Source organism: Rhizobium sp. BK538 (assembly GCF_014197575.1).
GTDB lineage: Bacteria > Pseudomonadota > Alphaproteobacteria > Rhizobiales > Rhizobiaceae > Rhizobium.
In genome coordinates this window covers 21,761-46,193 of the sequence record NZ_JACIFT010000033.1, presented here as the reverse complement: position 1 = coordinate 46,193, position 24,433 = coordinate 21,761, and the positions used below count along the sequence as shown (strand labels likewise).

Below are 24,433 nucleotides of genomic sequence, written 5' to 3'. Positions count from 1 at the left end.
GCGTCGCGCGCAGCATCCAACTGCTCGTCCCCCCGCAAGAGCTGCCAATTCTGGGCATAGACCAACCCGTCATAATCTCTGAGATGGGACACTAGCGAGGCTTTGTGCCCCTGCCCTCCGACAGCGCTGCGTCGAGCGTATTGGCAGCCGTAAGTCGCTTGGCTGGTCCTAGTGGTATCGAGATACTGCTGGATCGTTGGAGGCATGCGGGCAAGTTTTATTGCGGCACAGCTCAGTCTGTTTACTTCACGGTGAAATAGGGATATTTTATATCCTTAATAGATGCGGTTCAGCATCGATCCGGACTGAAATGATGATCCTGAAAAGCCAAGTCGAATGGGCGCTACATTGTTGCGCCATACTCGCCGGTCTGCCTGCGGGCCGTTTTCTGTCCACCAAGGCGCTGGCCGAGTTCCACGGACTTCCCAAGGAATATCTTTCGAAGGCGTTGCAGAGCCTTTCGCAAGCCGGTCTCGTCGATACGACCCTCGGTCCGTCGGGCGGCTATCGATTGGCAAAGGCACCGGCAGAGCTGACGTTTCTTGATATCGTCGAGGCGGTCGAGGGCAACGCGCGGACCTTTGTTTGCAACAATATCAGAGCCAACAACCCCTGCCGGCCGCTCGGCTACTGTGAAAGCGGTCCCTGCGCCGTGGCGCGCATCATGTGGGAAGCCGACGAAGCGTGGCGCCAGAAACTACGCAGCGTCAGGCTATCCGATCTGATCGAGACGCTGTCCAGGGATATCCCGGCGCAGCTTTGGAAGAGCAGCTTCGAATGGGTGCTAGAGAGAGCCGGATGAGCGCAGTTTGACGTCGCTTGCGCCCGGCAATGCGTAGAGATAGCTCTGGGGCGGCATCGCAAGGGAGAGGCCGCTTTCCCGGCAGTGATTGTGGACAAGGTCGATGACTTCATTCCTCGCTGGCGTCCTGTTTGCCGGACTGGTCACGCGAAACTGCAATTCGGTCTCGATTGCTACAGCGTCGATCCCCTTCAGAGCGACGATCGGCGGCGGGTCTTGGACGATGTATGTGCAGCGTTGCAGGGCGGTTCGCATCGCCTCCTCGACGAGCTGCGGACTGTGGCTTGCCGCAACCCGGATAAGCAGAGTGATCTGATGCGTCTCGTCAGGACGGCTTAGATTGGTAAGGCCCACTTTCGCCAGGGCGCTATTTGGCAGAACGACCACGTTGTGAGCGCCGGTGAGCAGAAATGTGGAGCGCCAGTTGTTCTCGATGACACGTCCCTCTGTACCGTCGCTGAGCACGATCCAGTCGCCGATGGCAAAAGGGCGCCCCAATGTCAGTGCGATGCCCGAAAACACATCGCCGAGCGTATTTTGCAGCGCGAGGCCGAAAATGATGGCGACGACGCCGGAGGTTGCCACCAAGGTGCCGATGGGCGCTTTGAAGACGAAGCCCAGGATGGACAAGGCCACCCCGAGATAGACAACGGCAACGATCAGATCCTGCAGCAGTCGCGCCTCCTGCGGCCTTCGCTCCAGAACGATATAGATACGCACGAAGCCGATGAGCGTCCACGCCAGATGTGTCCACCACAGCACCCTGGCTGAGATGGACAGGAATGCCATGAGGCCGGTTGAGTGCGTCTCGTCAACGCGATGCGGCAGAATGCCTGCAAGGGCGAGGACGGCAGTCATGCTAGAGAAAAACAGGATCTGAACGACCAGCCGAGCAGTTGGACGGTCGCGACCCTGGAGATGCCATACGACAATGCCGGCAACTCCGAGAAGATTGATCAGAACAAGCGGCAACGAGAGTTGTTCGTTGAACATGGCAGGCTCCAATCGCGATAGTTGCGGCCTCATGCGGAAGGGCCGCGTGTGCGATCAACACCCGGCCCGCACTGACTTACTTCTTCAGGGGATAAGTCAGTTCCTTCTGGTTGGTGTCAACCACGAAGACCGCAAGCAGCTTTGCAGGCTTTGTCTTGCTGCCGTTTGCGCTGACGCCATGACGATCGCCGGGCATCTCCGAAAAGCTCTCTCCGGCTTTGTAGGTCTTCACCGGCCCATCATTGACCTGGCTACGGATGGAGCCTTCCAGAACCGTTGCGTAGATGAAGGCGGAGTTCGGATGGGTGTGGCCCTCGGAAAACCCGGCTGGACCATATTCGACCAGGACACCCTTAATGCTCTTGCCCGGAACGTTCGGCAGTTCATGCTCATAGACGAGCGTGACCTTGGAAGCCTTGCCGCCGGCGTCATCGGCGACGGCTACGTTGAAAGATACCGCTGCAAGGGCAGCCGTGACAAGAATCGACTTCATCATATCGAGATTCCTTTCAAGGGTTGGGCGCTGCGCTTAAGAGCTATGGCGCAGCGGCGCTCGGTCATTTCCGCGCGGAGGTTGCGAACCATTGCTCGAAGGTGATCCGCCCCAGACGTGGGTTGTTGTCGGAGACCAGCGAACCATCCTCCAGCCGGGCCCCGAAATAACGCGCCTCGGGATCCGGTTCGACCTTGCGGGCATCGCCCATCGCCTTGAGGTAGCGAGCAACGAGTTCATTGAGCCGGAAGCGCTCAGGGCCGGCAATTTCGATCGTTGCGTTGACGGGGGCGGCAAGGGTCACATCTGCCATCGCGTCGGCGACATCATCGGAGGCGATCGGCTGCACATAGGCCGATGATAGGTGAACTGTGTCGCCGAGCGTGCCGGATTGTGCGATGCCGCTCAAAAACTCCATGAACTGCGTCGAATGAACAATCGTGTACGGAACGCCGGAAGCCTTGATCAACTTTTCCTGGGCGAGCTTGCCGCGAAAGTAGCCACTTTCCTGCAGTCGCTCGGTTCCGACGACCGAAAGCGCTATATGGTGTTTGACGCCAGCAGCCTTTTCAGCCGCAAACAGATTGCGGCCCGAGGTCTCGAAGAATTCCAGCACCGCCTTGTCTTCGAAGGATGGCGAGTTGGCGAGATCGACAACGACCTCGGTGCCAGCAAGTGCCGTGGCCAGCCCCTCCCCGGTGATCGTGTTGACGCCGGTGTTTGGAGAGGCGGCAATCACCTCATGGCCCTGCTTGCTAAGGCGATCAACTGTCTTGGAACCGATAAGGCCGGTCCCGCCGATGATGACGATCTTCATAGGATTTCTCCCTTCAGGGCGGCTGTCGGCCGCGGTGTTGATGGCTTTGAGGTCGTAGGCTTAGTTGAGACCGGCCTTGTCGAGGCCGTAGGCCTTGTCTGCGGAACCGGGGACTGCCTTGAAGGCGATGCTGGCGCGGTTCCAGGCATTGATCACCATGATCGAGAAGGTCAGGTCGGATACTTCCTTCTCCGAGAGCTGGCCGCGGACCCGCTCGTAGAGTTCGTCGGGGATTCCGCCTTCGGGAAGGTTCGTGACGGCTTCGGTCCACGCAAGGGCCGCCCGCTCGCGTGGGATAAAGAGGTTCGATTCACGCCAGATCGCGACGTGATACAGGCGCAGCTCGCTTTCGCCGTGGATCTTGGCCTCTTTGACATGCATGTCGAGGCAGAAGCCGCAGCCATTGATCTGTGAGGCGCGGATGTTGACGAGGTCACGGAGTTTCTGTTCGATGACGCTGTCGTTTAGTCCCATGCTCAGGTCTGAAAGCTTCTTGAAGAATTCGGGTGATTGCTGTGCGTAGTTGAGGCGCTGTGTCATGTCTTTCTCCTTATTAAGGATATCTAGCATCCTTATGGACACACGATATCCGTAATATCTGGACAGTAAAGCTCTTCCGACCTAAACTGCGACATAAGGCTTATGTCGAAACGTATGGGGGGACAGATGGATATCGTATCTGCGCTGAGAGCCTTCCTGCGTGTGGCAGAGACAGGCTCGTTTTCTGCAGCGGCAATCGATCTCGATCTCACACAGCCAGCAGTTTCCCGGCAGGTTTCCGCACTCGAAGGACATCTCAACACGCGCCTGCTGCATCGTAGCACAAATGCGCTTGCCCTGACCGCAGAAGGCGAACAAATGATCGCGATGGCGCTGCGGGTGGTCGAGGCGGTGGACGCCCTCAACGAAGCCTCCTGCGTCGAGACAGCCATGGCGTCCGGCCGGGTGCGGCTTACCCTGCCCGCGCCTCTCGGTCTCTATGTCAGCGAGCGTCTTGCGGGGCTGCTCGAACGCCATCCCGGACTGTCGGTCGAACTCATCTTCCGAGAGGAGCCGTCCGATCTGATCGGCGATGGCATCGATCTCGAAGTGCGGCTCGGCGCAGTATCAGACAGTAGCTTGATGTGCCGGCGGATCGGTTGGACGACGGCCTTCCTCGTCGCAGCACCCTGCTACCTGGAGCAACATGGTATGCCTAGGACGCCGGATGAGATCAGTGGTCATGAATGCATCTGCTACAGCCGCGCCGGAGATGGACGATCGTGGACGTTTTCGGATGGATCGGATGAGATTTCCGTGCGCATCGCACCGCGCCTGATCGCCAACAATGCCGTGGCGGTACATCGCGCGGTGTTGGCCGGGGGCGGTCTTGCGGTGCTTTCGCATCTCCTTGCCTGCGACGACATAGAGGCTGGCAGGCTGGTGAAGCTGATGCCTGAATTCCCTCCCGCGCGCCTGCCAATCCATGTCGTCTACCCCACGCGCAAAAACCTGCCGTTGCGGGTCCGTACTGTCCTCGATTTCCTGGCACAGGCGGTCAGAGAGGATCCATTTATGGGATCGTAGAACACAAAGCTCTGGCGAGAATCTGCGGGCATTTTCATTCTGCAGGCGAATTGGCAGGACGCGCGTACTTTATCTATTTTTAGACCGTAAGGCGTTTCGCCATGCGGCCAAAGTTCTGGATATGGACTACGAAAAGACTGTGCCGGTCCTAGAATCGCTTCGTCAAGCGGCCCGAAGGGCATCGCCGGAGGCAAGGATTCAAGAAGATACTGACGGCCACAACCATTCGGGACTAAATTTCCAGCAGCAGCTATCGATCCGAACAACTGCTCGTTGCGAGCCAACGACAGATCGGATAACGAAAAGTCCGGGCATATTCCGAAAGCCTCCCGTCAGGTCGACACCGAATGTCGCTCGTAAGGGCGGTTGCGATTGCCACGTCTGAGTATGATCGAACGGTCGCTGGCATGGTGTTGAAATCAATCACCTATTTTCTGCCGGCGCGGGGACGAACGGATATTAGGACACAGTGACAGGTTTCGACCGGAGCCGATTGACCGTCGCCAGATCTGCCCGCCGGCAAAGTTGCGGAGGCAATCCTCTCATAATCAGTTCGGCATCGGCAACGGCCATGGAGCCCAGGGCATAGAACGCATCACGCGTTCCGCCGGTGCGATGTGCCGAAAGAAGCATCCCTGGTACAGATCGCACGGGGTCATTTGCGGGAACCGGCTCTTCAGGAAAGACATCGGTAGCGACACGGATGTGACCCGATTCAGCGGCCGCCAACATGGCGGGAAAGTCTACCACCGCGGCGCGGCTCATAAGTAGAAAGGCGGCGCCTCTCTTCATCATCGCGAACTCCCGCCTGCCCAGGAATGATTGGTTTTCGCTTGTCACGCTGGCAAAGACAAAAACCAGTTGGCTGTCGGTCAGCACCTCTTCCATGGAACTCGCAGTGCAGTCCGCATTTGTGATGATCTCCAGAGGAAGCCACGGATCGAAAACCCGAACTGTATTCTTGAACGGCCGGATCAGCTCCCTGAATTGTCGCCCAAGGTCGCCGAACCCGATGATACCCACCGGCGCTCCGGCGAATCTGAAGGTCGTTGCGTTGCCGGCCAAACCATATTGCTCGACCCCTGCCCTGAAATCTCGGTCCGCCTGAGTGATGCCGCGCGCAAGGTCCAGCCCCATCGCCAACGCCGCCTCGGCTACCGGTGAGGCAAACGCTGCAGCAGGCGTGATGACCCAAATTCCCCGCTCCACACAAGTCTTGTAATCGATATTCGGCAAGAAGTTGGATTCGACGTTGATAATCGCTTTCAATTTCGGCGCTCGATCCAAGCGCTCCCTTGGCATGTCCGTCTGCCCGAAGATCAGCACTGTGTCTGGCAAAAGCTCGTCCACGAGCTCCGGGGACATCTGTTGTTCCTCAGAAATGACGACCTCCCCTAGCCGCTCCAACCTCGTGCGGACGTCAGGCCCCATGATGAGGCCAAGGGTCCGTGGCAATGGATCGACAATGACTACAGCGCGGCTCATGCTTCCTCCCCACGCATAAAAAAGTGAACGGCATTAAGGGTATGTCGACGGTCCTCTCCTTTCACCGTGATCTGCCGATTGAGGATAGGAGGGACGTTTTTAGTGCTGTTGAGCCGCCAGCCATGTCACGCGAGACGCGCCATCAGCAGACGTCTGCTTAGTCTTCTTCGCACCCAAAGAGGCGCAGCCAAAGCTTCCATCATGCCTATGCGAGCGACATTGTAAGCTGATTTCAGGCCTTGTTGGTGAGCCATACCGTCGGTGCACCCAGTACGCCCCCCGCACGCATTGCAGCCCTTAACTCCTGAAGCTGACCGAAGGCTTGAGCTGCTTCACTCGTGGCAAACTCGTGGGTGACGGTCACGTCGTTGGGGTTGTCGACGGCTTGATAGACTGCTTCCGCCGTAACTCCATTTGCCTTCTGCACGGACCTAAGATCGTCGTACACCTGGCGCCAGGTCGCGTAGTCCGAGACCTCGTGCCTTACGAACAACGTCGTCATCTCACCCTCCCACTATTGAGTTTACAAGTTGTATGCTGCCTCGTCACCGTATCACAGAAAGGGCGTCCACGCTGGGAGAAGTATCGCGCGCGGCGTTACGCACTTCGTCGATTGCGACAGATGCCATGCGATAAATTCCTCCCTTACCATCAAATCTTGAGTTGCCAGATGCGCGCGGCCGAAATCGTGCGCTCTTCGGCCAGAAGCTGCACCGAGCTTATGCCTGCAAAGCTTGGTAGCCGCTTTGTCCCGGCCCAGCGGCCCTTATCGGCGAACACTTCGATCGAGCCGGCATCGAGAAAGATGCGCACTTGTGACGGTCGCGCGCCCGCCGCGATATAGCGTGGAGAAGCGTTGCCGCTTCGATCAGAAAACAGCACCTCCAATCCGTCTTCGTTGAGCCTTACTCCCAGATCGATGTCGGGATGTCCGAAACGGAGCTCGAACGGCGCCCCGGGTGCCACAAGATCGATCTCGATCTCGATCGCACCGGTTTCCAAGGCTAGTTGTTCGCCGGAAGTAAGACGGCTGGCGTCGAGTGCCAGATGCCGAAGGCTATCGACGCTCTCGATAGGAGGTGTAAGAAGGGCAGAACCGTCCCATAGAACCCGGCGGGGCAGCGTCATGGCCGTCGGAAAGTCCTCCTTTTTCGAGACATCCGTCCAGTTTGCCAACCAGGCGACTCCGATTGGACCGCCATCGTCGACAAAAGCCTGGAATGCGTATGCGTCGGAGCCAAAATCGAGCTCCTGCTCGGTTTCAGGTTTGAAGGTTCGGCCATCGAAGCGGCCGATCGTTACCTTGGTCAAATTGCGGCGGCCTGTTGCCGGATCGCGGCTGGTGAGGAGACCGAAAATCAACGCCCAGCGCGTTTCCGGGGGCTCGATGTCGCCGAGTGGCACGATGCATGGGCATTCCGCCGCCGTCATGCCGTAGCGGTCCTCCCGATGAAGTGTGCCGACAAAAGTCCATCCCTCCGCGCCCCGGGGATCGAGCGTCTCGTAGAGCAGAACTACGCCGCCGGATTTGTCGCGACTGCCGAGCAGCATTTTCCAGTATCCGTCCGGCCCCTTGAATACATATGGATCGCGGAAATCGAGCGTCAGGTCCAACCCCTGCGGCCGCTCCCGCAATACAATCGAGGGTGCTTGCGCGACGAGACCGTCCCCGCTTAAGGCGCAGAGCTGGATCTGCTCCTCCGGTTTGCGGTCGCGCACCTGCTCGGTGAAGAAGACGCGGATGGAACCATCAGGTCCGTTTCCCGGTATGGCTGAGCCGGAGAACGCGCCGCCCCTTCCGTCGTTTCGTTGCGATAGTTGATCTGAGGGAAACAAAAAAATCGGAAGATGCTTCCAACGGATATAGTCATCTGAGACCGCATGCCCCCAGTGCATCGTATTCCAGCGAAGGCTGTGCGGATAATGCTGGTAGAAGAGATGCGCCTTGCCGCCAAAGCGGCCGAAGCCATTCGGGTCGTTCATCCAACCAAAGGGCGGCCTGAAATGATAGCCGTCCAGGAGTGCCGGTGGAGCGTTCTCGGCTGCATGGTGCAGAATGTGAATACCCTCTTTTTGAACGCGCCCTGGGTGGAACGCGTAGATGACCGAGACTGCGGCGTCTAAGGGGCTGTAGCTCAGCTCTACGTTTCCGGCATGGGGCAGTAGCACCTCGTTAAACTGGAACTCTTCCGTCTGCGTCGCGATCACTTGCTTTAGGTCGACGCCGTCGATCCTGACCTTGAGGTCAGCCGCCATGTTTGGTCGACGCGACTTGAGCCAGAGGTGTATCATTGCTCCCGCATCGAGTTCGACGCGCACGGTTTCCCGGACCGAGAGAGTGGACGTTGCCTGGTAAGTCATCAATCAACCTTTCACGGCGGAGCCGACGAACGAGCTCACGAACCACCTTTGGAACGCGAGATAGAGAGCGAGAATGGGGATCATCATCAGGACCGAGGCTGCCATGGCGCGATCCCAATAAATGCTGTCCTGGCCGAAGAAGGTGGCAATCGCGACGGAGATCGGTCGGGCATAATCGGTCTGCGTCACCAGCGTCGGCCAGAGATACTGGTTCCAGCTTTCGATACCCATCAGGATTGATACCGTTGCAAGAGCGGGAAGGCTGAGCGGCAGGTAGATCGAACGGTAGATCCTGAAGATCGACGCTCCGTCGATCTCGGCTGCTTCATAGAGCTCCTTCGGAAGCTGGGCGAAGAACTGGTAGAACAGGAAAATATACAAGGGGCTTGCGACCCAGGGCAGGATCTGGACCGCGAATGTGTCCGTCAATCCTGCGCGCGACATCATCACCACCAGCGGCATGATGATGCTTTCTTGGGGGATGACGTAGAGTGCGACGACGAGTGACAAAAGCACTGCCTTGCCGCGCAGTGAACCCCAAGCGAGGATGAAGCCGGCCATGGAATTGACGACAAGGCCCGACGCGACAGTAACGGCGAGGATCACCAGCGAATTGAAAAGATAGCGGCCATAGGCGAGTTCGCCGGAAAAATGGGCGATCTCGTTGAAGTTGGAGAGCGTTGGATTGGAGACCCAGAAAGCGCGGAAACTACCCATGTCCGCCAAGATCTGGAAGCGGTCGTCCTTGAGGCTCGCGATCAAGAGCATGAAGAGCGGCGAGATCACGATGAGCGCGATGAAGAAGATTGCGGCCGTCTGAACGATGCGAAGCGAGATCTTGCCGGAGCGTTCGGCGGGTACGACACGAGGAAGAGCGATATCAGACATCGAAGCGTCTCAAAAGTTGGCGCTGCAGCAGCGCGATTACGAGAACGATGACGAAGAGGATCACCGAGACGGCGGAGGCATAGCCGAGCTTCTGCTGCTCGAATCCGGTCCTCACCATGTAGTGAACGACTGTTTCGGTGCTTCCGCTCGGTCCGCCCTGCGTCAGGATGGCGACCTGTGTGTAGAGCTTGAAGGCCTGGATCGTGGTGATCACAAGCACGAAGACGTGGGTCGGTCGCAAGCCCGGCATCGTAACGTGCCAGAAGCGCTGGAAGACGTTGGCTCCGTCAATCCGTGACGCGTCGTACAGTTCATCAGGAATTCCCTGAAGACCGGCGAGATAGACGATCATCTGGAAGCCGTAGGCCTGCCAGGCCGACAGAAGGACAATAGAGAACATCGCCCACTTGGGATTACCGAGCCAATCGATCGGCTGGATGTGGCCAGCGGACAGAAAGCCGACGATCTGGTTCAGCGGACCGCTCGGATACTGGAACAGCGTACCCCAGATAACGCAAACGACGACCATCGACGTGATGGCGGGAAGAAAGAACATGCCGCGAAGCACGTTGCGGCCGGGAATCTTCTGGTGGAGCAGTAGCGCCGTGGCAAATGCCATGCCGCACTGGACCGGCAGTACCCAGATGGTGAAACGGGTCACGTTCCACAACGAGGTCCAAAACAGCGGGTCGTTGAAGATGCGGACGAAGTTCTGCAGGCCGATGAAGCGCACCGGTGTCGGGCGCGGCACCAGCGGCTGATTGGTCATCGACGTCCAGAACGACAACAGGAACGGTGCAATCAGGAAGCAGGCGAGCAGGATGACTGCTGGCGCAATCATCAGCAGTTCCTGCATGAGCCGGCCGGGATCCCGGCGCCTGCCGACGCGCGGTCGGGTAGAGGCAATTGATTGTTGCAGTGTCATCGTCTCCTCCTCGCAGTCTGTTCTGTCATGACGAGCGCTTTCGGGGCCGGGCTTCCCGGCCCCGTGCTCGGCGCTTATTGCTGGGCGTTGAACGGCGGATAGCCGTCATTGTCGTCGATATCCTCGTCGATCTTCTGAGCGGCCTCAGACAGCGCCTGTTTCACGTCGCCACCATTGAAGGCCTTGTCGACGGCCTGCATGAAGGCGGAGGTAATGGCCGGATAGGCTGGATGCGGCGGCCGGGCGACTGCAGTCTTCGAGGCCTGCTCGAAGGCCACCGCCATTGCACCGCCCGGCGCATAGAGCGGGGAGGATTCGGCGAAGCTCTTCAGGCCGGGAAAGGCCGACTCGTGCTTTGCGTATTCGCGATAATCCTTGTCCTTCAGCAAGAAGCTCAGGAATTTTCCGGCAACATCAGGATGCTCGGAGGTCTTGGTGATCCCCCAGATCCAGGTGCCGTTGGGGCTGACACCCTTGTCGCCGAGCTTCGGCAGCGGCATGACGACGATGTCGTCCTTCATTGCCGCGGCTGCTTCCGCGTAGAACCAGTGCCCGCCAAGCGCCAGAGCAGCCGGACGGCCTTCCGCATAGAACTGGTTGGTGCCAGACGATCCAGGGACCACCCAACCGTTTTTCACCCATGTCTGCATCATCGCAAGCGCGCCGACGCAGGCATCGCTGTCGAGTGTTCCGGTCGCCTTCCAGGTTTTTCGATCGATCAAGTCGCAACCGGCACTTTCAAGCAAGGGCCCGTAGGCATAGGTGATCCATTCGGTCTTGATGCCGTAGCCGCGGAAGGTGTCGATTGGCCACTTCACGCCGTCGAGCTTGGAGAGCTTTTCAAGATAACCTTCGAACTCCTCCTTGGTCCAGGCGTCGTCGACCGACTTCGGAATGCGGGCACCGATGGCTTCCAGGTACTTCTTGTTGCCGTAAAGCACGACGGAGGAGTCGGTGAGGCCAACAGCATAGAGTTCCTTGTCGATGGGATAGGTTCCCTGCGACACGTTTGAGCCCGTCATGTCGTCGATGACGTCCTTATCGATCAGCGACTTGATCGGCTGCAGATAGCCCGACCAGGCATAGTTGGCGAGGAAGGGCGCATCGATTTCCATGATATCAGGCAACTGCTTGGACATGACGGCGGCGCTGAACTTTTCATTGTAGGCGTCGTGTGGCGCATAGATGAATTCGATGTCGACATCCGGATTGGCTGCCTCAAAGCGTTTTGCGACGTCCGCATAGGCCTTGACCCAACCCGGATCGCCCTGGTGCATCATGTGGATGACGGTCTTTGCATCGGCCCAGCCGGTGGACGCGGCAAGCGAGGCCGAGGTCAAAAGCAATGCAGATAGTAAACGTTTACCCATGTTAGTCTCCTCCTTGATGGACATGGTACGACGGCATTTTAAACGGAAGACCGCTCCACGAGTTGGAACGGGAGTTTTCGCAGCTTCGGTTCCCCGGCATGCGGGGCCAGCAGAATCTCGGCGGCAAGCCGACCCATGGCGCGATGCGGCAGCGCCATGGTCGTCAAGGGCGGATCAAGACGCGAGGCTATTTCGACCTGGTTGTCGAAACTTGCTACGGCGACGTCGTCCGGGATTGCAGCGCCTTGGCGACGCAGCGCGGCGTAGACTTCCATGGCAACGCGGTCGTTGCCGCACAATATCGCGTCGGGACGCTCGCCTGCTTCCATCAGCGTTGCCACATGAGACAGGACAAGACTTGGCGCGCGATCACTGTAGATGCTCCGCCGCGCAGCTGGAAGAACGGCAACAGGAGCAAACCCCGCTTCGTCCAACGCCCTTCTGAAGCCCTTTTCACGCAACTGCCCTGCCAGGATGCCGGGAAGGTTGACGAAGGCAATGCGGCGGCGTCCGGCAGCAATCAGGTACCTGGTTATTTCTGCCGCTGCCTCCTCCTCATCCGGCACCAGGGACGCCACACGACCTGCAGCCTCTCGGCAATTGATCATGACGCCGACGCTCTTGGAAAGCTCGGGGGCCAGCGCCACTGTCTTGTGATACATGGCGGCGAATGCGATTGCGCGCGGACGGAACCGGCGAACTTCCTCTAGTACTGACGCGACGTCGCGATTTCCGCTGAGGTTCATGGCAAATACGGCCATTTGCGCACTCCGGGCCGCACCGTCGAGGCCGCGAATGATTTCCGTTGCGAAAGGAGACGTGATGAGCTCGTCAGCGATGACGCCAATGAGCGGCAGCCATCCTTGTCGAACACCGCGTGCGGCAAGATTGGTGACATAGCCGAGCTCGTCGGCAATCACCTTGATCCTTGCGCGGGTCTCGTCTGACATCCGAGCCGAGCCGCCATGGAGCGCGCCTGAGACCGTCTTTACAGAGACTCCCGCCCTTTCTGCGATATCAGACAGCGATGTCGTCAATCTTGGCTCCTCCCGTGGGTTATCGGTTACCCAATAATCTTCTTCTCCTGTCTGTGTCAAGGTGCGCCCCATAGGCGCGGCCAATCATTTCACCGTCCGGCAAGGAATAAGTGGGTTGTCTCGCCGAGACCCGCGACGTTGATCCGGGCGCGCCCGGGCCGCAAGTCTTGCCTCACGTTCTGCCACCCCTCCTGGTGTCCATAGGCTAACGCAATGGACTGAACGTGTGTTCGGCCGTCGGAATCGAGACTAACGGCTCGACGCAACGCCGATGAACACGGGAAACCCTTTATAAAATATCCGAAGGCTCTATCGCGCCCCAGGCTGTTAAAGTGCTAGCCTGCGGCAAAGAACAATGCCGGAGGATGACATGACGAAGAAGACGCTTGGCGATTGGAAGGCGCTAGCCGAACGAGAGCTGAAGGTCTCGCCCGAAACGCTCGTCTGGAGCACGCCCGAAGGGATCGACGTCAAGCCGCTTTATACCGAGGCCGATATCGAAGGCACCGAGCACCTGGGATCGCTTCCAGGCTTTGCGCCCTTCACCCGCGGACCGCGTGCCACGATGTATGCCGGTCGGCCGTGGACAATCCGCCAATATGCCGGCTTTTCCACCGCGGAAGCCTCCAACGCCTTCTACCGCAAGGCGCTTAGCTCCGGGCAGCAGGGCGTTTCGGTGGCCTTCGACCTTGCAACCCACCGCGGCTATGACAGCGATCATCCGCGCGTCGTCGGCGACGTCGGCAAGGCGGGCGTTGCGATCGACAGTGTCGAAGACATGAAGATCCTGTTCGATGGCATCCCGCTGGAGAAAGTCTCGGTCTCGATGACGATGAACGGTGCGGTTATCCCGATACTGGCGAGTTTCATCGTTGCCGGTGAGGAACAGGGCGTGTCCCGCGCCGAGCTTTCCGGGACCATCCAGAACGACATTCTCAAGGAGTTCATGGTCCGCAACACCTATATCTATCCGCCGGAACCCTCGATGCGGATCGTTGCCGATATCATCGAATACACCGCCAAGGAGATGCCAAAGTTCAACTCGATCTCGATCTCCGGTTATCACATGCAGGAGGCGGGTGCGACGCTCGTTCAGGAGCTTGCCTTCACCCTTGCCGACGGGCGCGAATATGTTCGCGCCGCGCTCGCCAAGGGGTTGAACGTTGACGATTTCGCCGGTCGCCTTTCCTTCTTCTTCGCCATCGGCATGAACTTTTTCATGGAGGCGGCAAAGCTGCGGGCCGCGCGTCTTATGTGGACGCGCATCATGGAGGAGTTCGAGCCAAAGAAGGCTTCGTCGCTGATGCTGCGCACCCATTGCCAGACGTCGGGCGTGTCGCTGCAGGAGCAGGATCCCTACAACAATATTATCCGCACCGCCTTTGAGGCGATGTCGGCAGTACTGGGCGGCACACAATCACTTCACACCAATTCTTTCGACGAGGCGATCGCCCTGCCAACAGAATTTTCGGCACGCATCGCGCGCAATACGCAGCTCATTCTTCAGCACGAGACGGGCGTGACGAAGGTCGTCGATCCGCTTGCCGGCTCTTACTACGTCGAGACCCTGACGAAGGAGCTTGCCGACAAGGCGTGGGATCTGATCGAGGAGGTCGAGGCGCTCGGCGGCATGACGAAGGCCGTCAACGATGGCTTGCCCAAGCGGTTGATCGAGGAAGCGGCGACGCGACGGCAGGCGGCCGTCGACAGGGGTGACGAGGTCATTGTCGGCGTCAACAAATACCGCCTTGAGACAGAGCAGGAGATCGAGATCCTGGCGATCGACAACGCTGCGGTGCGCAACGCCCAGATCAAGCGGATCGAAGAGACGAAACGCCGCCGCGATGGAGCCGCCGTGCAAGCAGCACTCGATGCGCTTGCGCACGTGGCAAGTAGCGGCAACGGCAACCTGCTTGCGGCAGCCGTTGAAGCGGCGCGCGCGCGGGCGACGGTTGGCGAGATCTCGGATGCCATGCGTCGCGCCTTCGGGGATCATGTGGCTGAGCCTGAAGTCATCAAGGACGTCTATGGTCAAGCCTATCGCGACGAGCCCGAGCTGGCGGTGCTGAAGGAACGCATGGGCGAAATCGGCAGGATCCTTGGACACAGGCCGAAGATCATGGTTGCGAAACTTGGTCAGGATGGCCACGACCGCGGCGCGAAAGTGATCGCCTCGGCGTTTGGAGACATCGGTTTTGACGTGTTGGCGGGCCCCCTCTTTCAGACGCCGAAGGAAGCAGCCGACCTCGCCGTCGCCAGCAAGGTGCACGTGGTTGGCATGTCGTCGCTTGCCGCCGGCCACAAAACTTTGGCACCGCAACTTATTGAGGAACTGAAGGTGCGGGGCGCTGACGACGTCATTGTCGTCGTCGGAGGTGTCATTCCGCGGCAGGACTACGAGTACCTGATCAACCATGGCGTGGCAGCCGTCTTTGGCCCCGGAACGAATGTGCTGGATGCGGCAAATTCGGTTCTCGATCTGCTCGAGGGCAAGCGACGAAATCGCTAGATTTTACGTGCTGCTGCGCCTTCCGGGGCATCGCCCTCGCCTTTGCAACCATCGTCCGCGGCAACGGAGCCTCGTTGTTTGCTGCTCGTGGGCGGCGAAATCGATTCCATATTTTCAGCGGAAAGTTGATAAGCCCAGGAAACGGGCCAGGATGAAAATTAATTTCATAGCTTCAACTTTTCGCGGGATTCGTGTTGACGAGTTCGAATTTTTGTCCCAACTTGACGAAAATAAATTACGTAAGTGGGAACAAGAGCAGCATGAACGTGGGAATTATCGGGCTAGGTTTCCGGCTCGGCTACCTTGGCTACGTCTTCAAGTCTGTCGACGAAAGTTTCGAGATCGTCGGTTATGTTGATCCCGATCCGGCGGGTCTTCCAGGCCTCGTCGAAAAAGGCATTCGAACCGGTACGGCCTATGCCTCCCCTGAAGAGCTGATCGCCAGCGAAAAGCTCGATCTGCTGATGATCGGTTCCCCGAACCACATGCATCTCGACCACATCAGGCTGGGTCTCGAAAGCGGCCTGAAGGTCTTTTGTGAAAAGCCGATTGTCACGACGATCGCCGAGAGCATCGAGCTCGCGCGTCTGATGGCAAAGTTCGGCCATGAGCGCCTGATGGTCGGTCTCGTTCTGCGCTATTCACCGCTCTACAAGGATCTGCGCGCTATCCAGGCTGCTGGCAAGCTCGGCCAGATCGTTTCGATCGAGGCCTCGGAGCATATCGAGCCTTACCACGGCGCATTCTTCATGCGCGACTGGCGCCGTTACGAACGCTATTCCGGCAGCTTCATGCTGGAGAAGTGCTGCCACGACCTCGATCTCTACAATGGCGTCGTCGGCGCGCGGCCGGAGCGCGTTGCAAGCTTCGGCGGCCGCAAGAGCTTCACGCCCGCCAACGATCCCGCCCGAGAAGGCATCAATGATCTGGAGCTTTTCCACCGCAAGCCGAGCGGCTGGATGGGGTCCGACAAGGTGTTCGACAGCGATGCCGACATCATCGATTATCAGGTGGCGATCGTCGAATATGCCAACGGCGTCGGTATGAACTTCCATACCAACCTCAACGTCCCCGATCAGTTTCGCCGCTTTGCCATCATGGGCTCACGGGGCATGGCCGAGGGCGATTTCGTTCGCGGCTATCTCGACGTTCATGAGCAGTTGACCGGCAAGAAGGTGGTCGAGAACAAGTACGTGGCGACCGAGCTGTCGCAGCATTACGGTGCCGATGAACAGATGGCCGCCGACCTCCTCGACAGTGTGCGCACAGGCACGGACCTTCCCGTCTCTACGCTTAACGCCCTCGAAGCCGGCATTCTCGCCTTATCCATGGACGAGGCGCGCATGAAGAAGGCGGTCATCGATCTGCGTCCCGTGTGGGACAGGTTCGACGAAGCCCTGCACGCAAGAGCGGCTTGAGGAGGGCGCCAAGATGAGCGTCCAACGCAACGCAGTCATCTTCGCCTGGATCCTTCTCCTTCCGGCAGTGCTCTACGTCGCGGTGATCGTCGCCTATCCCCTCGTCGACACGTTCATCCTCTCCTTCACCGATGCGTCACTGAAGAAGGTGACCAATTGGGTCGGCTGGGTCAACTATCAGAAGATCTTCAACGAGACCTTCGCCGAAGTCATCATTCGCACCTTCATCTGGACGTTCTTTTCCGTCTCCATCAAGATGATCATCGGTGTCTTCGGGGCGACGATGCTGAACTCCGCGGTACCTGGCAGGGCGCTCTTCCGTGTCCTGACCATGCCACCGTGGATTGTCCCGATGGCGATCGGCATCTTCATGTGGGGCTGGATGTACAATGGGCAGTTCGGAATGATTTCCGGCATGCTGCAACGCTTTGGCTTGGTGGATGCTCCCGTCGCGTTTCTCGCACAGGGTTCCACGGCGTTCTGGGCGACGATCATCACCGACGTCTGGATCGGCGTTCCCCTGGTGACGCTCTACATGCTGGCGGCCATGCAGGCGATTCCGCAGGATCTCTATGAAGCCGCCTGGACTGACGGGGCCGGCCGCTTCTATCGTTTCCGGCGCATTACCCTGCCGCTGATCGTCCCGTCGATGATCACCATGTCGATGCTGTCACTCATCGCCACTTTCAACTCCTTCGACATCATCTGGATCCTGACGCGTGGTGGTCCAAGCGGCGAAACGACGACGATGATCATCGACACCTACCGCACGGCGATCGGTTCGAACAAATACGGGGAAGGCGCCGCGCGCGCCGTGCTGATCTGCATCTTCCTGTCGATCTTCTGCGTCTGCTACTTCCGACTGACCAGCCGCCTTGCTTCCGGAGACAAGCGATGAAACAACCCCATCTGCTGATCAATCGGTACACGTGGTACGAGATCATCGGCATCTATGCCGGCATTCTGGTGTTTCTTACCTTCGTGCTTGCCCCGTTCGTCGAGGGCTTCCTTGTATCGCTGAAGCCGCTCAGCCAGCTCTTTTCCTCGCCTTATCGTTTCATCCCCGAGAATGGCTCCTTCGAGGCATACCGGACCATGTGGATCAGCGTGCCAGGCTTTGCGCGCTACATTTTCAATTCCTTCTTCATTTCGACAGTCGTGACCGCTGTCGTTCTGGTGCTCGTCATCCCTGCCTCCTACGCGTTTGCCCGCTTCGATTTCAAGGGCGCCGGGCTGCTGCTCGGCGCGTTTCTGGCGGTCAACATGTTCTCGGGCGCAGTGCTGCTTATTCCGCTCTTCCGGTTGATGCGCTCGCTCGGCCTGCTCAATACCTATTTCGCAATCATGGTTCCTGGCGTTGCCTTCCTGATACCGTCGGCGATCTGGTTGCTTAGAACCTACATGATGCGCATTCCCAGGGAGTTGGATGAAGCCGCCTTCGTCGATGGTGCCAGCCACTTTTATACGCTGCGCCGCGTCATTTTGCCGATCGCCATGCCCGGCATTATGGTGGTCGCAATCACCACCTTCATCGGCTCTTATGCCCAGCAGTTCATCTTTGCGCTGACCTTCAACTCGAAAACCGAGTATGCGCCGTTGCCCGTGGGACTCTTCGCCTATTTCGGCCGTCAAGAAGTGGTCTGGAACGAACTGATGGCTGCAAGCTTCGTCGGCATCGCGCCGGCCATGATCGTGATTTTCTTCCTTCAACGGTATCTCGTCAGCGGGCTGACCGCGGGCGCGGTGAAACAGTAAGTCAACCACCAGAGAAAAAAGGGAGCTAACAAAGTGACAATTCAATTCAAGACCGGGCTGATGGCCCTTGCCCTGCTCGGGTCTAGCGCGCTCAGCGCCGTGACCGCTCAGGCCGCCGACAAGGAGATCAGCTGGATCTATTGTGGCGACAAGATCGATCCGATCCATGAGAAGTATATCAAGGAATGGGAGGGCAAGAACCCTGGCTGGTCGGTCAAGCCGGAGGTCGTCGGCTGGGAACAGTGCCAGGACAAAGCAACAACGTTGGCAGCCGCGGGCACGCCGGTCGCGATGGCTTACGTCGGCTCGCGCACGCTCAAGGAATTTGCCGAAAACGACCTCATCGTTCCTGTTCCAATGACCGACGAGGAGAAGAAGAGCTATTATCCGAACATTGTCGATACAGTGACCTCGGATGGCACGCAGTGGGGCGTTCCGATCGCTTTCTCGACCAAGGCACTTTACTGGAACAAGGATCTTTTTAAGCAGGCCGGTCTTGATCCCGAAAAGCCGCCGACCACCTGGGCCGAAGAAATCGCCGATGCAAAGGCCATCAAGGAGAAGACCGGAATTGCTGGTTACGGCCTACCGGCAAAAACCTTCGACAACACCATGCATCAGTTCATGCATTGGGTTTACAGCAACAACGGCAAGATCATCGATGGTGACAAGATTGTCGCCGATAGCCCGGAAGTTCTTGCAGCCCTGCAGGCCTACAAGGACATCACGCCTTATTCCGTCGAGGGCGCAACGGCTTACGAGCAGAACGAAATCCGCGCCATTTTCCTCGATGGCAAGGTCGGGATGATCCAGGCCGGCTCTGGTGCGGCTTCCCGTCTGAAGGACACCAAGATCAACTGGGGTATCGCGCCGCTGCCGCTCGGTCCATCGGCCAAGGGGGAAGGTACGCTGCTGATCACCGACAGCCTGGCGATCTTCAAGGGATCGGGTGTTGAAGACAAGGCGATCGAATTTGCCAAATACATCACCGCTCCCGGCCCACAGGGTGAGTACGAGCTCCAGGGTGGTGCAGGCCTGACGCCGCTGCGTCCGTCCGCAAAGGTTGATGAATTCGTGAAGGAGGATCCATCCTGGAAGCCGCTGATCGACGGCATCTCCTATGGCGGACCGGAGCCGCTCTTCAAGGATTACAAGGGCTTCCAGAATGTCATGATTGAAATGGTTCAGTCGGTCGTGACCGGCAAGGCTGAGCCGGCGGACGCGTTGAAGAAGGCCGCCACCGATCTTGAGCAGTACAAATAGGCCGCTGCTTTAGCGAGGGGCCGCGCTTTTCGCGCGACCCCTTTCTTACCGCATCAAACAGCAAGCCGCCTTGCCGGCGGCCAGGGAAAGCACTGTGGGACAGCTCCATCTCAACAAGGTCCAGAAGTTCTTTGGCGATTTCAAAGTCATCAAGGGTGTCCAGCTCGAGGTGAAGAATGGCGAGTTCGTGGTCTTCGTTGGCCCGTCTGGCTGCGGCAAGTCGACGCTTCTTCGCATGATCGCCGGCCTTGATGCCACGACGGCGGGCGACATCGTCATCGACGGGCTCAGGGTGAATGACCTGGCGCCGGTCAAGCGCGGAATCGCCATGGTGTTCCAGTCCTACGCGCTTTACCCGCACATGTCCGTCTTCGAGAACATCGCCTTCCCGCTGCGTGTGGAAAAGATGGAAGAGGAGAAGCTGAAGGCCAAGGTCGAGCATGCCGCGCGCATCCTTCACCTCGATCAGCGCCTGCAGCAGAAGCCCGGGATGCTTTCAGGCGGTCAGCGCCAGCGCGTGGCGATCGGTCGCGCGATCGTGCGCGAGCCGAAGATCTTCCTGTTCGACGAGCCGCTCTCCAATCTCGATGCTGCCTTGCGCGCCGACATGCGCATTGAGCTCGCCAAGCTGCATCGTCAGCTAAAGGCGACGATGATCTACGTCACCCACGACCAGATCGAGGCGATGACGATGGCAGACCGGATCGTGGTGCTGAATGCGGGTGAGATCGCACAGACCGGTGCGCCACTGGAACTCTACCACAAGCCTGCGAATATCTTCGTCGCAAGCTTCATCGGCAATCCCAAGATGAACTTCCTCAATGTCACCTGCACCGGCGTCGGCGATGCCGGCGTCGAAATTGACTACAAGGGGCAAAAGGCGGTGATCCCGGTCGCGCAGCGTCAGGGTGTCGTTGGCAAATCCCTTACGCTCGGCGTGCGGCCCGAGCACATCCAGATTGGCACAGGCGACATCACGCTCACTGTTACGCCGACAGTCATCGAGCGGCTTGGCGCACAGACGGTGGCCTATGCGTCGCTTGACGGCGAAGGCGAGAATTTCTGTGCAATGTTACCAGGGAGCGCGGCAGTTCGCCCGGATCAGCCGCTGGGGGCCGGGATCAATCTTGCAGACTGCCATCTGTTCGATGAGGCGGGCATATCATTCGAGCGTCATGTGGAACTGACGGACATCGACATGAACCTCATCAATCCGACAGCGGCATGATCATTCCCGACCGTGTGGTGTCGCCTCTTCAATACAGAGGATAAAACAGCCTATTGGCGGGGTAGGAATAGGCGCCCCGGTCCACGATCCCCAATCTGTACATGCAGCTTCTAAGTGCGGTCACGTGCCAAGGATTTGCCGGATAGGGTGAGCCACGATAGACGGCTTCGGGCTCGCAATAGCGATACGCCCGATCGAACCGGGCCAACAGCACCGGATCGGAATCCATCCGTACGCCATGATAGGTTTGCCATTGCCCCGGCGGTTCAGCCGCCGAGATCGCCAACAGACTTGCTGCTACTCCCAATGCAACCGAGATTCTCATCGATTTGACCTCCCGCGCGCCCAATGCTCGCGCGAAAGAAGATGTTTTTCAATTGCGTAAGGTCAAGGGCTCTACATCAAAGGAAGGCGCTTGGAGCGATTGTGTTGCTACCAGACGAGGCCGCGGGCGGCAACATCCTCGATGCGCGTTACCACGCCGTCACGATGAAAGACCATCGTGTCGAACAGGTTGGAGACGACGCAGGTGTGGTTGGGGATGATGCGGATCTTCTCGCCGATCTCAGGACGACGGTCGCCGCACCTCGACAGGTCGATGACGCCATGTTCCTCGGACAGTCCTGTAATCACCGCCTCAGGATAGCCGACAACTGTCCCGAAATCCGCAAAGCCAAGCAGATCGGAGGTCAGAGCCTTTGATCCGGCGTCAATGACCGCGCGATCAGCCGTTGGACGGGACACCACCGTTGCCAGCACATGCATGGCACAGTCGGCCTCGCTGCAGTGGCCGGCGCGGACCATGGAGCGGTCGTTATAGATATAGGTACCTGCGCGATGCTCGGTCGCGGCCGTGACGAGATGCGCCTCAAAGAGGCTGGGCGTGCCGCCATTGCTAACGATTGGACACGCGATCCCATCGGTCTTTAGGAGCGAGAGTGCTTTGCTGAGGAAGGCTTGCACCGCCTCAGCGGAGGCGGGCTTTGGGTAGTTAAGGAGGCCACCGAACGTAAGACCCGGGGAGTCGTTGATCCGCTTTGCCAGGCTTCGTGCTTCTTCCGGCGTCTGGACGCCGCAGCGCCCGCCGCCGGTGTCGCATTCTACGAGAACAGTCAATGGCTTAGAGGATGCGAAATAGGAGGACAGACCATCGACCGTCACCGCGCTATCGGCAACCACCTTGAGACCGGAGATCCGCGCGTTGAGCGCGCCAAGACGCTCGAGCTTTTGCGGGCCGAGAATGTTGAAGGTAATCAGGATGTCTTCAAAGCCGGCCGCAGCGAAGACTTCCGCTTCGCTGATCTTCTGGCAGTTGATGCCCTTCGCACCCGCCGCGATCTGCTCGGCGGCGAGCGCTGGGATCTTGTGCGTCTTGATATGCGGTCGGAAGTCCAGACCGTGCTTATCCATGTAGGCCTGCGTGCGGGCGATGTTTGCCGCCAGCCGATCCTCGTCGATGATTGGCCGCGGCGTCGAGAGATCGGCGACCCTGTCGCCCGGCTTGGCGACAACGGCGAACGGATTTTCCTGCATATGACGCTCTCCGCGTTAGCGGCCGTGAGGGTCGGCGACCATCGGCCAGATATTCTTCGGCGCCCGACGATAGGCTGTCTTGGCTGGAGTGTTGGGATAAGGCGTTCCGGCCGAGCAGTAAATGATGTCCGCGGCGATTTTCGAGAAGGAGGCGTAGAAATGATTGGTCGACTTGATGACCAGGATCTTCTTGGACGTCGGATCGATCCCCATGACGGAGAAAAGGCTTGGATCGAAACTTTGGGCGCGCGTCGAATTCAGGATGATATCGATGCCGTCGAGCGTGATGTGCACGGCATCCCCGAACGGCGCATAGCTTTCACCGAACCGCATCTGTGCGTTCTCGACGAGCTTCACCACCTTGACGACACCGTCCACCGGGTTGCCGGTGCCGGGTGCAGACTTTGCGCCGAAACGCAATGGAATCTCGGCGCCCTGCCCCGCCGCCATGCAGATCTGCACAGCCATCGGATCCCAGATCGTGCCGATCGCGGCGTCACTTACCTTCCGATTTAAGAGCTCTTGGAGAAGCACGGTAGCGTCGCCGGCGGTGCCGCCGCCGGGATTATCCCAAACGTCGGCGATGACCACGGGCCAGGAGGTTGCAGCGACGGCCTGCGTCACAGCCTCAATTTCGTCGATCTGCGGCATGATGAAGGTGCCGCGTTTGGAAAACAGCTCGAGGCCGAGTTCACGCGCTAAGGCCTCGCCCTTCTTCGGCTTGTTGTTGCTGACAACAAGCATCTTGGTCCCCATCTCCGGTACGTCACCCGCCATGAAGCCATGGATGACCGAGATGGACACGATGTCTGCGTCTTCCTTCTCGAGGCGCATGACTTTGTCGACAAAGGATCGCATCGGATCGCGCGAGGTCGGATAGACGTCGATCATCCGGCAGTCGAATACGGACATGACAGGGGCCAGCCGGCCTTCCAGGGTCTCGACGGCAATCCGCCAGAGGTCCTCGGCTCGATCGACGAAGTCGGTGTGTGGGAACTCCTTGAAGTAGACGAAGAAATCTGCGGCCGCGAGCCGTTTGGCTGTGAGGTGGCTGTGCGGATCAAGCTCAGCGCAGACGAGGATGTCCGGCCCGACGATCTCGCGCACGCGCGCCAATATGTCACCTTCCGTATCCTCGTAGCCGGCCGCAACCATGGCGCCGTGCAGACCGAGGACAACGGCATCGACCGGCATAGCAGCCCTGAGCTGGTTCAGCACCTCGTCGCGCAGACCCTCGTAGGTCGATCGGTTCACCAGTCCGGCCGGATCAGCCCAGGCGGCCGTACCCTCGATCAGCTCCCATCCCTTCTCTGCGCAGACCCGGCGCCCAACCGTGATGGGCGCCGAGCACAGGGTTGGGGTTTGCGGATGCTGGCCGGGAGGCGCATACAGAGACGCCTCGAACGCGCGCCGATCGACGCAGATAGGAGAAAAGGTATTGGTCTCGGTTGCGAGCGCCGCCGTGAATATGCGCAAGGGTTCGGCCTTTGTGTTGATCAGCCCATCGGGTTCGGCAGGTAGCCGGTAAAGCCGCATATCTTCCAGCGATCTTCATGCAGGCGGCAATAGTAGAGCGTCTGCCACTGCATCACATCACGCGTACCGTCGGCCTTGGTGAGCCCACCGTCGAACTTCTTGCGCACCAGCGCCATGTCGCCCTCAACCTCGATGTCTTCAAGCGTGGTGGTCGCAAAGATCGCGGTGCGGGCATCTTCAGCGAAAGATTGCGTCGCAAAGTCGTTTGCCTGGCGCAGCCACTCGTCGCGATAGGCCGATAGCGTCGGAAATGCCAGACGCCAGTTGTCGGGGCTTACCTGCTTGCGCCCATCGATCCCGATAAAGCCTTCCTCGACGAAATCATGCTCCACCATCGACCAGTCGGCGGCGAGGAATGCATCGATGTCACGGGAAACCAGCATCTCCCAGATCGAGTGCCGCGTAACGTCGGACGCAGGAAATGGGTTCTTGAACGGATCGCGCATATCTCCCC

General features: G+C 58.9%; 23 protein-coding genes. 8 read left to right on the top strand and 15 right to left on the bottom strand.

Annotation, left to right across the window (positions count from 1 at the left end; all coding sequences use genetic code 11):
- Window positions 1–313: 313 nt before the first annotated feature.
- Window positions 314–802 (top strand): Rrf2 family transcriptional regulator, encoded by a 489-nt coding sequence (locus tag FHX09_RS27590; RefSeq protein ID WP_184450956.1) that lies wholly within the window; start codon window positions 314–316, stop codon window positions 800–802.
- On the opposite strand, the gene FHX09_RS27585 is transcribed toward FHX09_RS27590, so the two are convergent.
- From FHX09_RS27585 to FHX09_RS27570, 4 genes are all read right to left on the bottom strand, one after another.
- Window positions 785–1,795, bottom strand: a complete 1,011-nt coding sequence (locus FHX09_RS27585) for a mechanosensitive ion channel family protein (protein WP_183722541.1) — start codon at window positions 1,793–1,795, stop codon at window positions 785–787. The genes FHX09_RS27590 and FHX09_RS27585 overlap by 18 nt on opposite strands.
- A 76-nt stretch (window positions 1,796–1,871) precedes the next feature.
- Window positions 1,872–2,291: a cupin domain-containing protein gene (locus FHX09_RS27580; RefSeq protein WP_184450954.1), complete on the bottom strand. Its 420-nt coding sequence runs from the start codon at window positions 2,289–2,291 to the stop codon at window positions 1,872–1,874.
- 61 nt (window positions 2,292–2,352) lie between these two features.
- Window positions 2,353–3,105, bottom strand: a complete 753-nt coding sequence (locus FHX09_RS27575; RefSeq protein WP_184450952.1) for an SDR family oxidoreductase — start codon at window positions 3,103–3,105, stop codon at window positions 2,353–2,355.
- A 60-nt stretch (window positions 3,106–3,165) separates the two neighbouring features.
- Window positions 3,166–3,645 carry a carboxymuconolactone decarboxylase family protein gene (locus FHX09_RS27570; protein WP_132589622.1) on the bottom strand — a complete coding sequence of 160 codons (480 nt, stop codon included), beginning with the start codon at window positions 3,643–3,645 and terminating at the stop codon, window positions 3,166–3,168.
- 126 nt (window positions 3,646–3,771) lie between these two features.
- Here FHX09_RS27570 and FHX09_RS27565 point away from each other — a divergent pair, with 126 nt between their 5' ends.
- Window positions 3,772–4,671: a LysR family transcriptional regulator gene (locus FHX09_RS27565; protein ID WP_132589620.1), complete on the top strand. Its 900-nt coding sequence runs from the start codon at window positions 3,772–3,774 to the stop codon at window positions 4,669–4,671.
- A 459-nt stretch (window positions 4,672–5,130) separates the two neighbouring features.
- Here the strand turns inward: FHX09_RS27565 and FHX09_RS27560 are convergent, their stop codons facing one another.
- From FHX09_RS27560 to FHX09_RS27530, 7 genes are all read right to left on the bottom strand, one after another.
- Window positions 5,131–6,156: a hydroxyacid dehydrogenase gene (locus FHX09_RS27560; protein WP_132589618.1), complete on the bottom strand. Its 1,026-nt coding sequence runs from the start codon at window positions 6,154–6,156 to the stop codon at window positions 5,131–5,133.
- 232 nt (window positions 6,157–6,388) lie between these two features.
- Complete coding sequence (locus FHX09_RS27555; RefSeq protein WP_184450950.1) at window positions 6,389–6,658, bottom strand: cyclase; 270 nt, start codon at window positions 6,656–6,658, stop codon at window positions 6,389–6,391.
- Between the two features lie 149 nt (window positions 6,659–6,807).
- A complete protein-coding gene (locus FHX09_RS27550) occupies window positions 6,808–8,517 on the bottom strand; it encodes a glycoside hydrolase family 32 protein (protein ID WP_184450948.1) in 1,710 nt (569 codons plus the stop codon).
- Between the two features lie 3 nt (window positions 8,518–8,520).
- Window positions 8,521–9,405 carry a carbohydrate ABC transporter permease gene (locus tag FHX09_RS27545; protein ID WP_184450947.1) on the bottom strand — a complete coding sequence of 295 codons (885 nt, stop codon included), beginning with the start codon at window positions 9,403–9,405 and terminating at the stop codon, window positions 8,521–8,523.
- Window positions 9,398–10,330, bottom strand: a complete 933-nt coding sequence (locus FHX09_RS27540; RefSeq protein WP_132589610.1) for a sugar ABC transporter permease — start codon at window positions 10,328–10,330, stop codon at window positions 9,398–9,400. Before FHX09_RS27540 ends, FHX09_RS27545 begins: the two co-directional genes overlap by 8 nt.
- A gap of 74 nt (window positions 10,331–10,404) precedes the next feature.
- On the bottom strand, window positions 10,405–11,700 hold the full coding sequence (locus FHX09_RS27535) for a sugar ABC transporter substrate-binding protein (RefSeq protein WP_132589608.1): 1,296 nt from the start codon (window positions 11,698–11,700) through the stop codon (window positions 10,405–10,407).
- Window positions 11,701–11,738: 38 nt separating this feature from the next.
- On the bottom strand, window positions 11,739–12,737 hold the full coding sequence (locus FHX09_RS27530) for a LacI family DNA-binding transcriptional regulator (RefSeq protein ID WP_132589606.1): 999 nt from the start codon (window positions 12,735–12,737) through the stop codon (window positions 11,739–11,741).
- A 370-nt stretch (window positions 12,738–13,107) separates the two neighbouring features.
- On the opposite strand from FHX09_RS27530, the gene scpA reads away from it, so the two are divergent.
- The 6 genes from scpA (at window position 13,108) to ugpC (ending at window position 20,910) form a co-directional block, all read left to right on the top strand.
- Entirely contained in the window at window positions 13,108–15,246 is a 2,139-nt protein-coding gene (gene scpA / locus FHX09_RS27525; protein WP_132589604.1) for a methylmalonyl-CoA mutase, read from the top strand.
- 260 nt (window positions 15,247–15,506) lie between these two features.
- Window positions 15,507–16,664: a Gfo/Idh/MocA family oxidoreductase gene (locus FHX09_RS27520; RefSeq protein ID WP_132589602.1), complete on the top strand. Its 1,158-nt coding sequence runs from the start codon at window positions 15,507–15,509 to the stop codon at window positions 16,662–16,664.
- A gap of 13 nt (window positions 16,665–16,677) precedes the next feature.
- A complete protein-coding gene (locus FHX09_RS27515; protein WP_007798769.1) occupies window positions 16,678–17,562 on the top strand; it encodes a sugar ABC transporter permease in 885 nt (294 codons plus the stop codon).
- On the top strand, window positions 17,559–18,419 hold the full coding sequence (locus FHX09_RS27510; protein ID WP_132589600.1) for a carbohydrate ABC transporter permease: 861 nt from the start codon (window positions 17,559–17,561) through the stop codon (window positions 18,417–18,419). Before FHX09_RS27515 ends, FHX09_RS27510 begins: the two co-directional genes overlap by 4 nt.
- Before the next feature lie 33 nt (window positions 18,420–18,452).
- Window positions 18,453–19,682 (top strand): ABC transporter substrate-binding protein, encoded by a 1,230-nt coding sequence (locus FHX09_RS27505; RefSeq protein ID WP_183722560.1) that lies wholly within the window; start codon window positions 18,453–18,455, stop codon window positions 19,680–19,682.
- A 94-nt stretch (window positions 19,683–19,776) separates the two neighbouring features.
- Window positions 19,777–20,910 carry a sn-glycerol-3-phosphate ABC transporter ATP-binding protein UgpC gene (gene ugpC, locus FHX09_RS27500; protein ID WP_132589596.1) on the top strand — a complete coding sequence of 378 codons (1,134 nt, stop codon included), beginning with the start codon at window positions 19,777–19,779 and terminating at the stop codon, window positions 20,908–20,910.
- Window positions 20,911–20,938: 28 nt separating this feature from the next.
- Here the strand turns inward: ugpC and FHX09_RS27495 are convergent, their stop codons facing one another.
- From FHX09_RS27495 to FHX09_RS27480, 4 genes are all read right to left on the bottom strand, one after another.
- Entirely contained in the window at window positions 20,939–21,235 is a 297-nt protein-coding gene (locus tag FHX09_RS27495) for a hypothetical protein (protein WP_007798758.1), read from the bottom strand.
- A 107-nt stretch (window positions 21,236–21,342) separates the two neighbouring features.
- On the bottom strand, window positions 21,343–22,443 hold the full coding sequence (locus FHX09_RS27490; RefSeq protein ID WP_184450945.1) for a D-TA family PLP-dependent enzyme: 1,101 nt from the start codon (window positions 22,441–22,443) through the stop codon (window positions 21,343–21,345).
- Window positions 22,444–22,458: 15 nt separating this feature from the next.
- Window positions 22,459–23,919, bottom strand: a complete 1,461-nt coding sequence (locus tag FHX09_RS27485) for a M81 family metallopeptidase (protein WP_132589779.1) — start codon at window positions 23,917–23,919, stop codon at window positions 22,459–22,461.
- A 20-nt stretch (window positions 23,920–23,939) separates the two neighbouring features.
- Window positions 23,940–24,425 (bottom strand): hypothetical protein, encoded by a 486-nt coding sequence (locus tag FHX09_RS27480; RefSeq protein ID WP_132589592.1) that lies wholly within the window; start codon window positions 24,423–24,425, stop codon window positions 23,940–23,942.
- Window positions 24,426–24,433: the final 8 nt, after the last annotated feature.

Coding starts and splice junctions, on each gene's coding strand:
- FHX09_RS27590 (WP_184450956.1), top strand. CDS start 314: ATGATCCTGAAAAGCCAAGTCGAATGGGCGCTACATTGTTGCGCCATA.
- FHX09_RS27585 (WP_183722541.1), bottom strand. CDS start 1,795: ATGTTCAACGAACAACTCTCGTTGCCGCTTGTTCTGATCAATCTTCTC.
- FHX09_RS27580 (WP_184450954.1), bottom strand. CDS start 2,291: ATGATGAAGTCGATTCTTGTCACGGCTGCCCTTGCAGCGGTATCTTTC.
- FHX09_RS27575 (WP_184450952.1), bottom strand. CDS start 3,105: ATGAAGATCGTCATCATCGGCGGGACCGGCCTTATCGGTTCCAAGACA.
- FHX09_RS27570 (WP_132589622.1), bottom strand. CDS start 3,645: ATGACACAGCGCCTCAACTACGCACAGCAATCACCCGAATTCTTCAAG.
- FHX09_RS27565 (WP_132589620.1), top strand. CDS start 3,772: ATGGATATCGTATCTGCGCTGAGAGCCTTCCTGCGTGTGGCAGAGACA.
- FHX09_RS27560 (WP_132589618.1), bottom strand. CDS start 6,156: ATGAGCCGCGCTGTAGTCATTGTCGATCCATTGCCACGGACCCTTGGC.
- FHX09_RS27555 (WP_184450950.1), bottom strand. CDS start 6,658: ATGACGACGTTGTTCGTAAGGCACGAGGTCTCGGACTACGCGACCTGG.
- FHX09_RS27550 (WP_184450948.1), bottom strand. CDS start 8,517: ATGACTTACCAGGCAACGTCCACTCTCTCGGTCCGGGAAACCGTGCGC.
- FHX09_RS27545 (WP_184450947.1), bottom strand. CDS start 9,405: ATGTCTGATATCGCTCTTCCTCGTGTCGTACCCGCCGAACGCTCCGGC.
- FHX09_RS27540 (WP_132589610.1), bottom strand. CDS start 10,330: ATGACACTGCAACAATCAATTGCCTCTACCCGACCGCGCGTCGGCAGG.
- FHX09_RS27535 (WP_132589608.1), bottom strand. CDS start 11,700: ATGGGTAAACGTTTACTATCTGCATTGCTTTTGACCTCGGCCTCGCTT.
- scpA (WP_132589604.1), top strand. CDS start 13,108: ATGACGAAGAAGACGCTTGGCGATTGGAAGGCGCTAGCCGAACGAGAG.
- FHX09_RS27520 (WP_132589602.1), top strand. CDS start 15,507: ATGAACGTGGGAATTATCGGGCTAGGTTTCCGGCTCGGCTACCTTGGC.
- FHX09_RS27515 (WP_007798769.1), top strand. CDS start 16,678: ATGAGCGTCCAACGCAACGCAGTCATCTTCGCCTGGATCCTTCTCCTT.
- FHX09_RS27510 (WP_132589600.1), top strand. CDS start 17,559: ATGAAACAACCCCATCTGCTGATCAATCGGTACACGTGGTACGAGATC.
- FHX09_RS27495 (WP_007798758.1), bottom strand. CDS start 21,235: ATGAGAATCTCGGTTGCATTGGGAGTAGCAGCAAGTCTGTTGGCGATC.
- FHX09_RS27490 (WP_184450945.1), bottom strand. CDS start 22,443: ATGCAGGAAAATCCGTTCGCCGTTGTCGCCAAGCCGGGCGACAGGGTC.
- FHX09_RS27480 (WP_132589592.1), bottom strand. CDS start 24,425: ATGCGCGATCCGTTCAAGAACCCATTTCCTGCGTCCGACGTTACGCGG.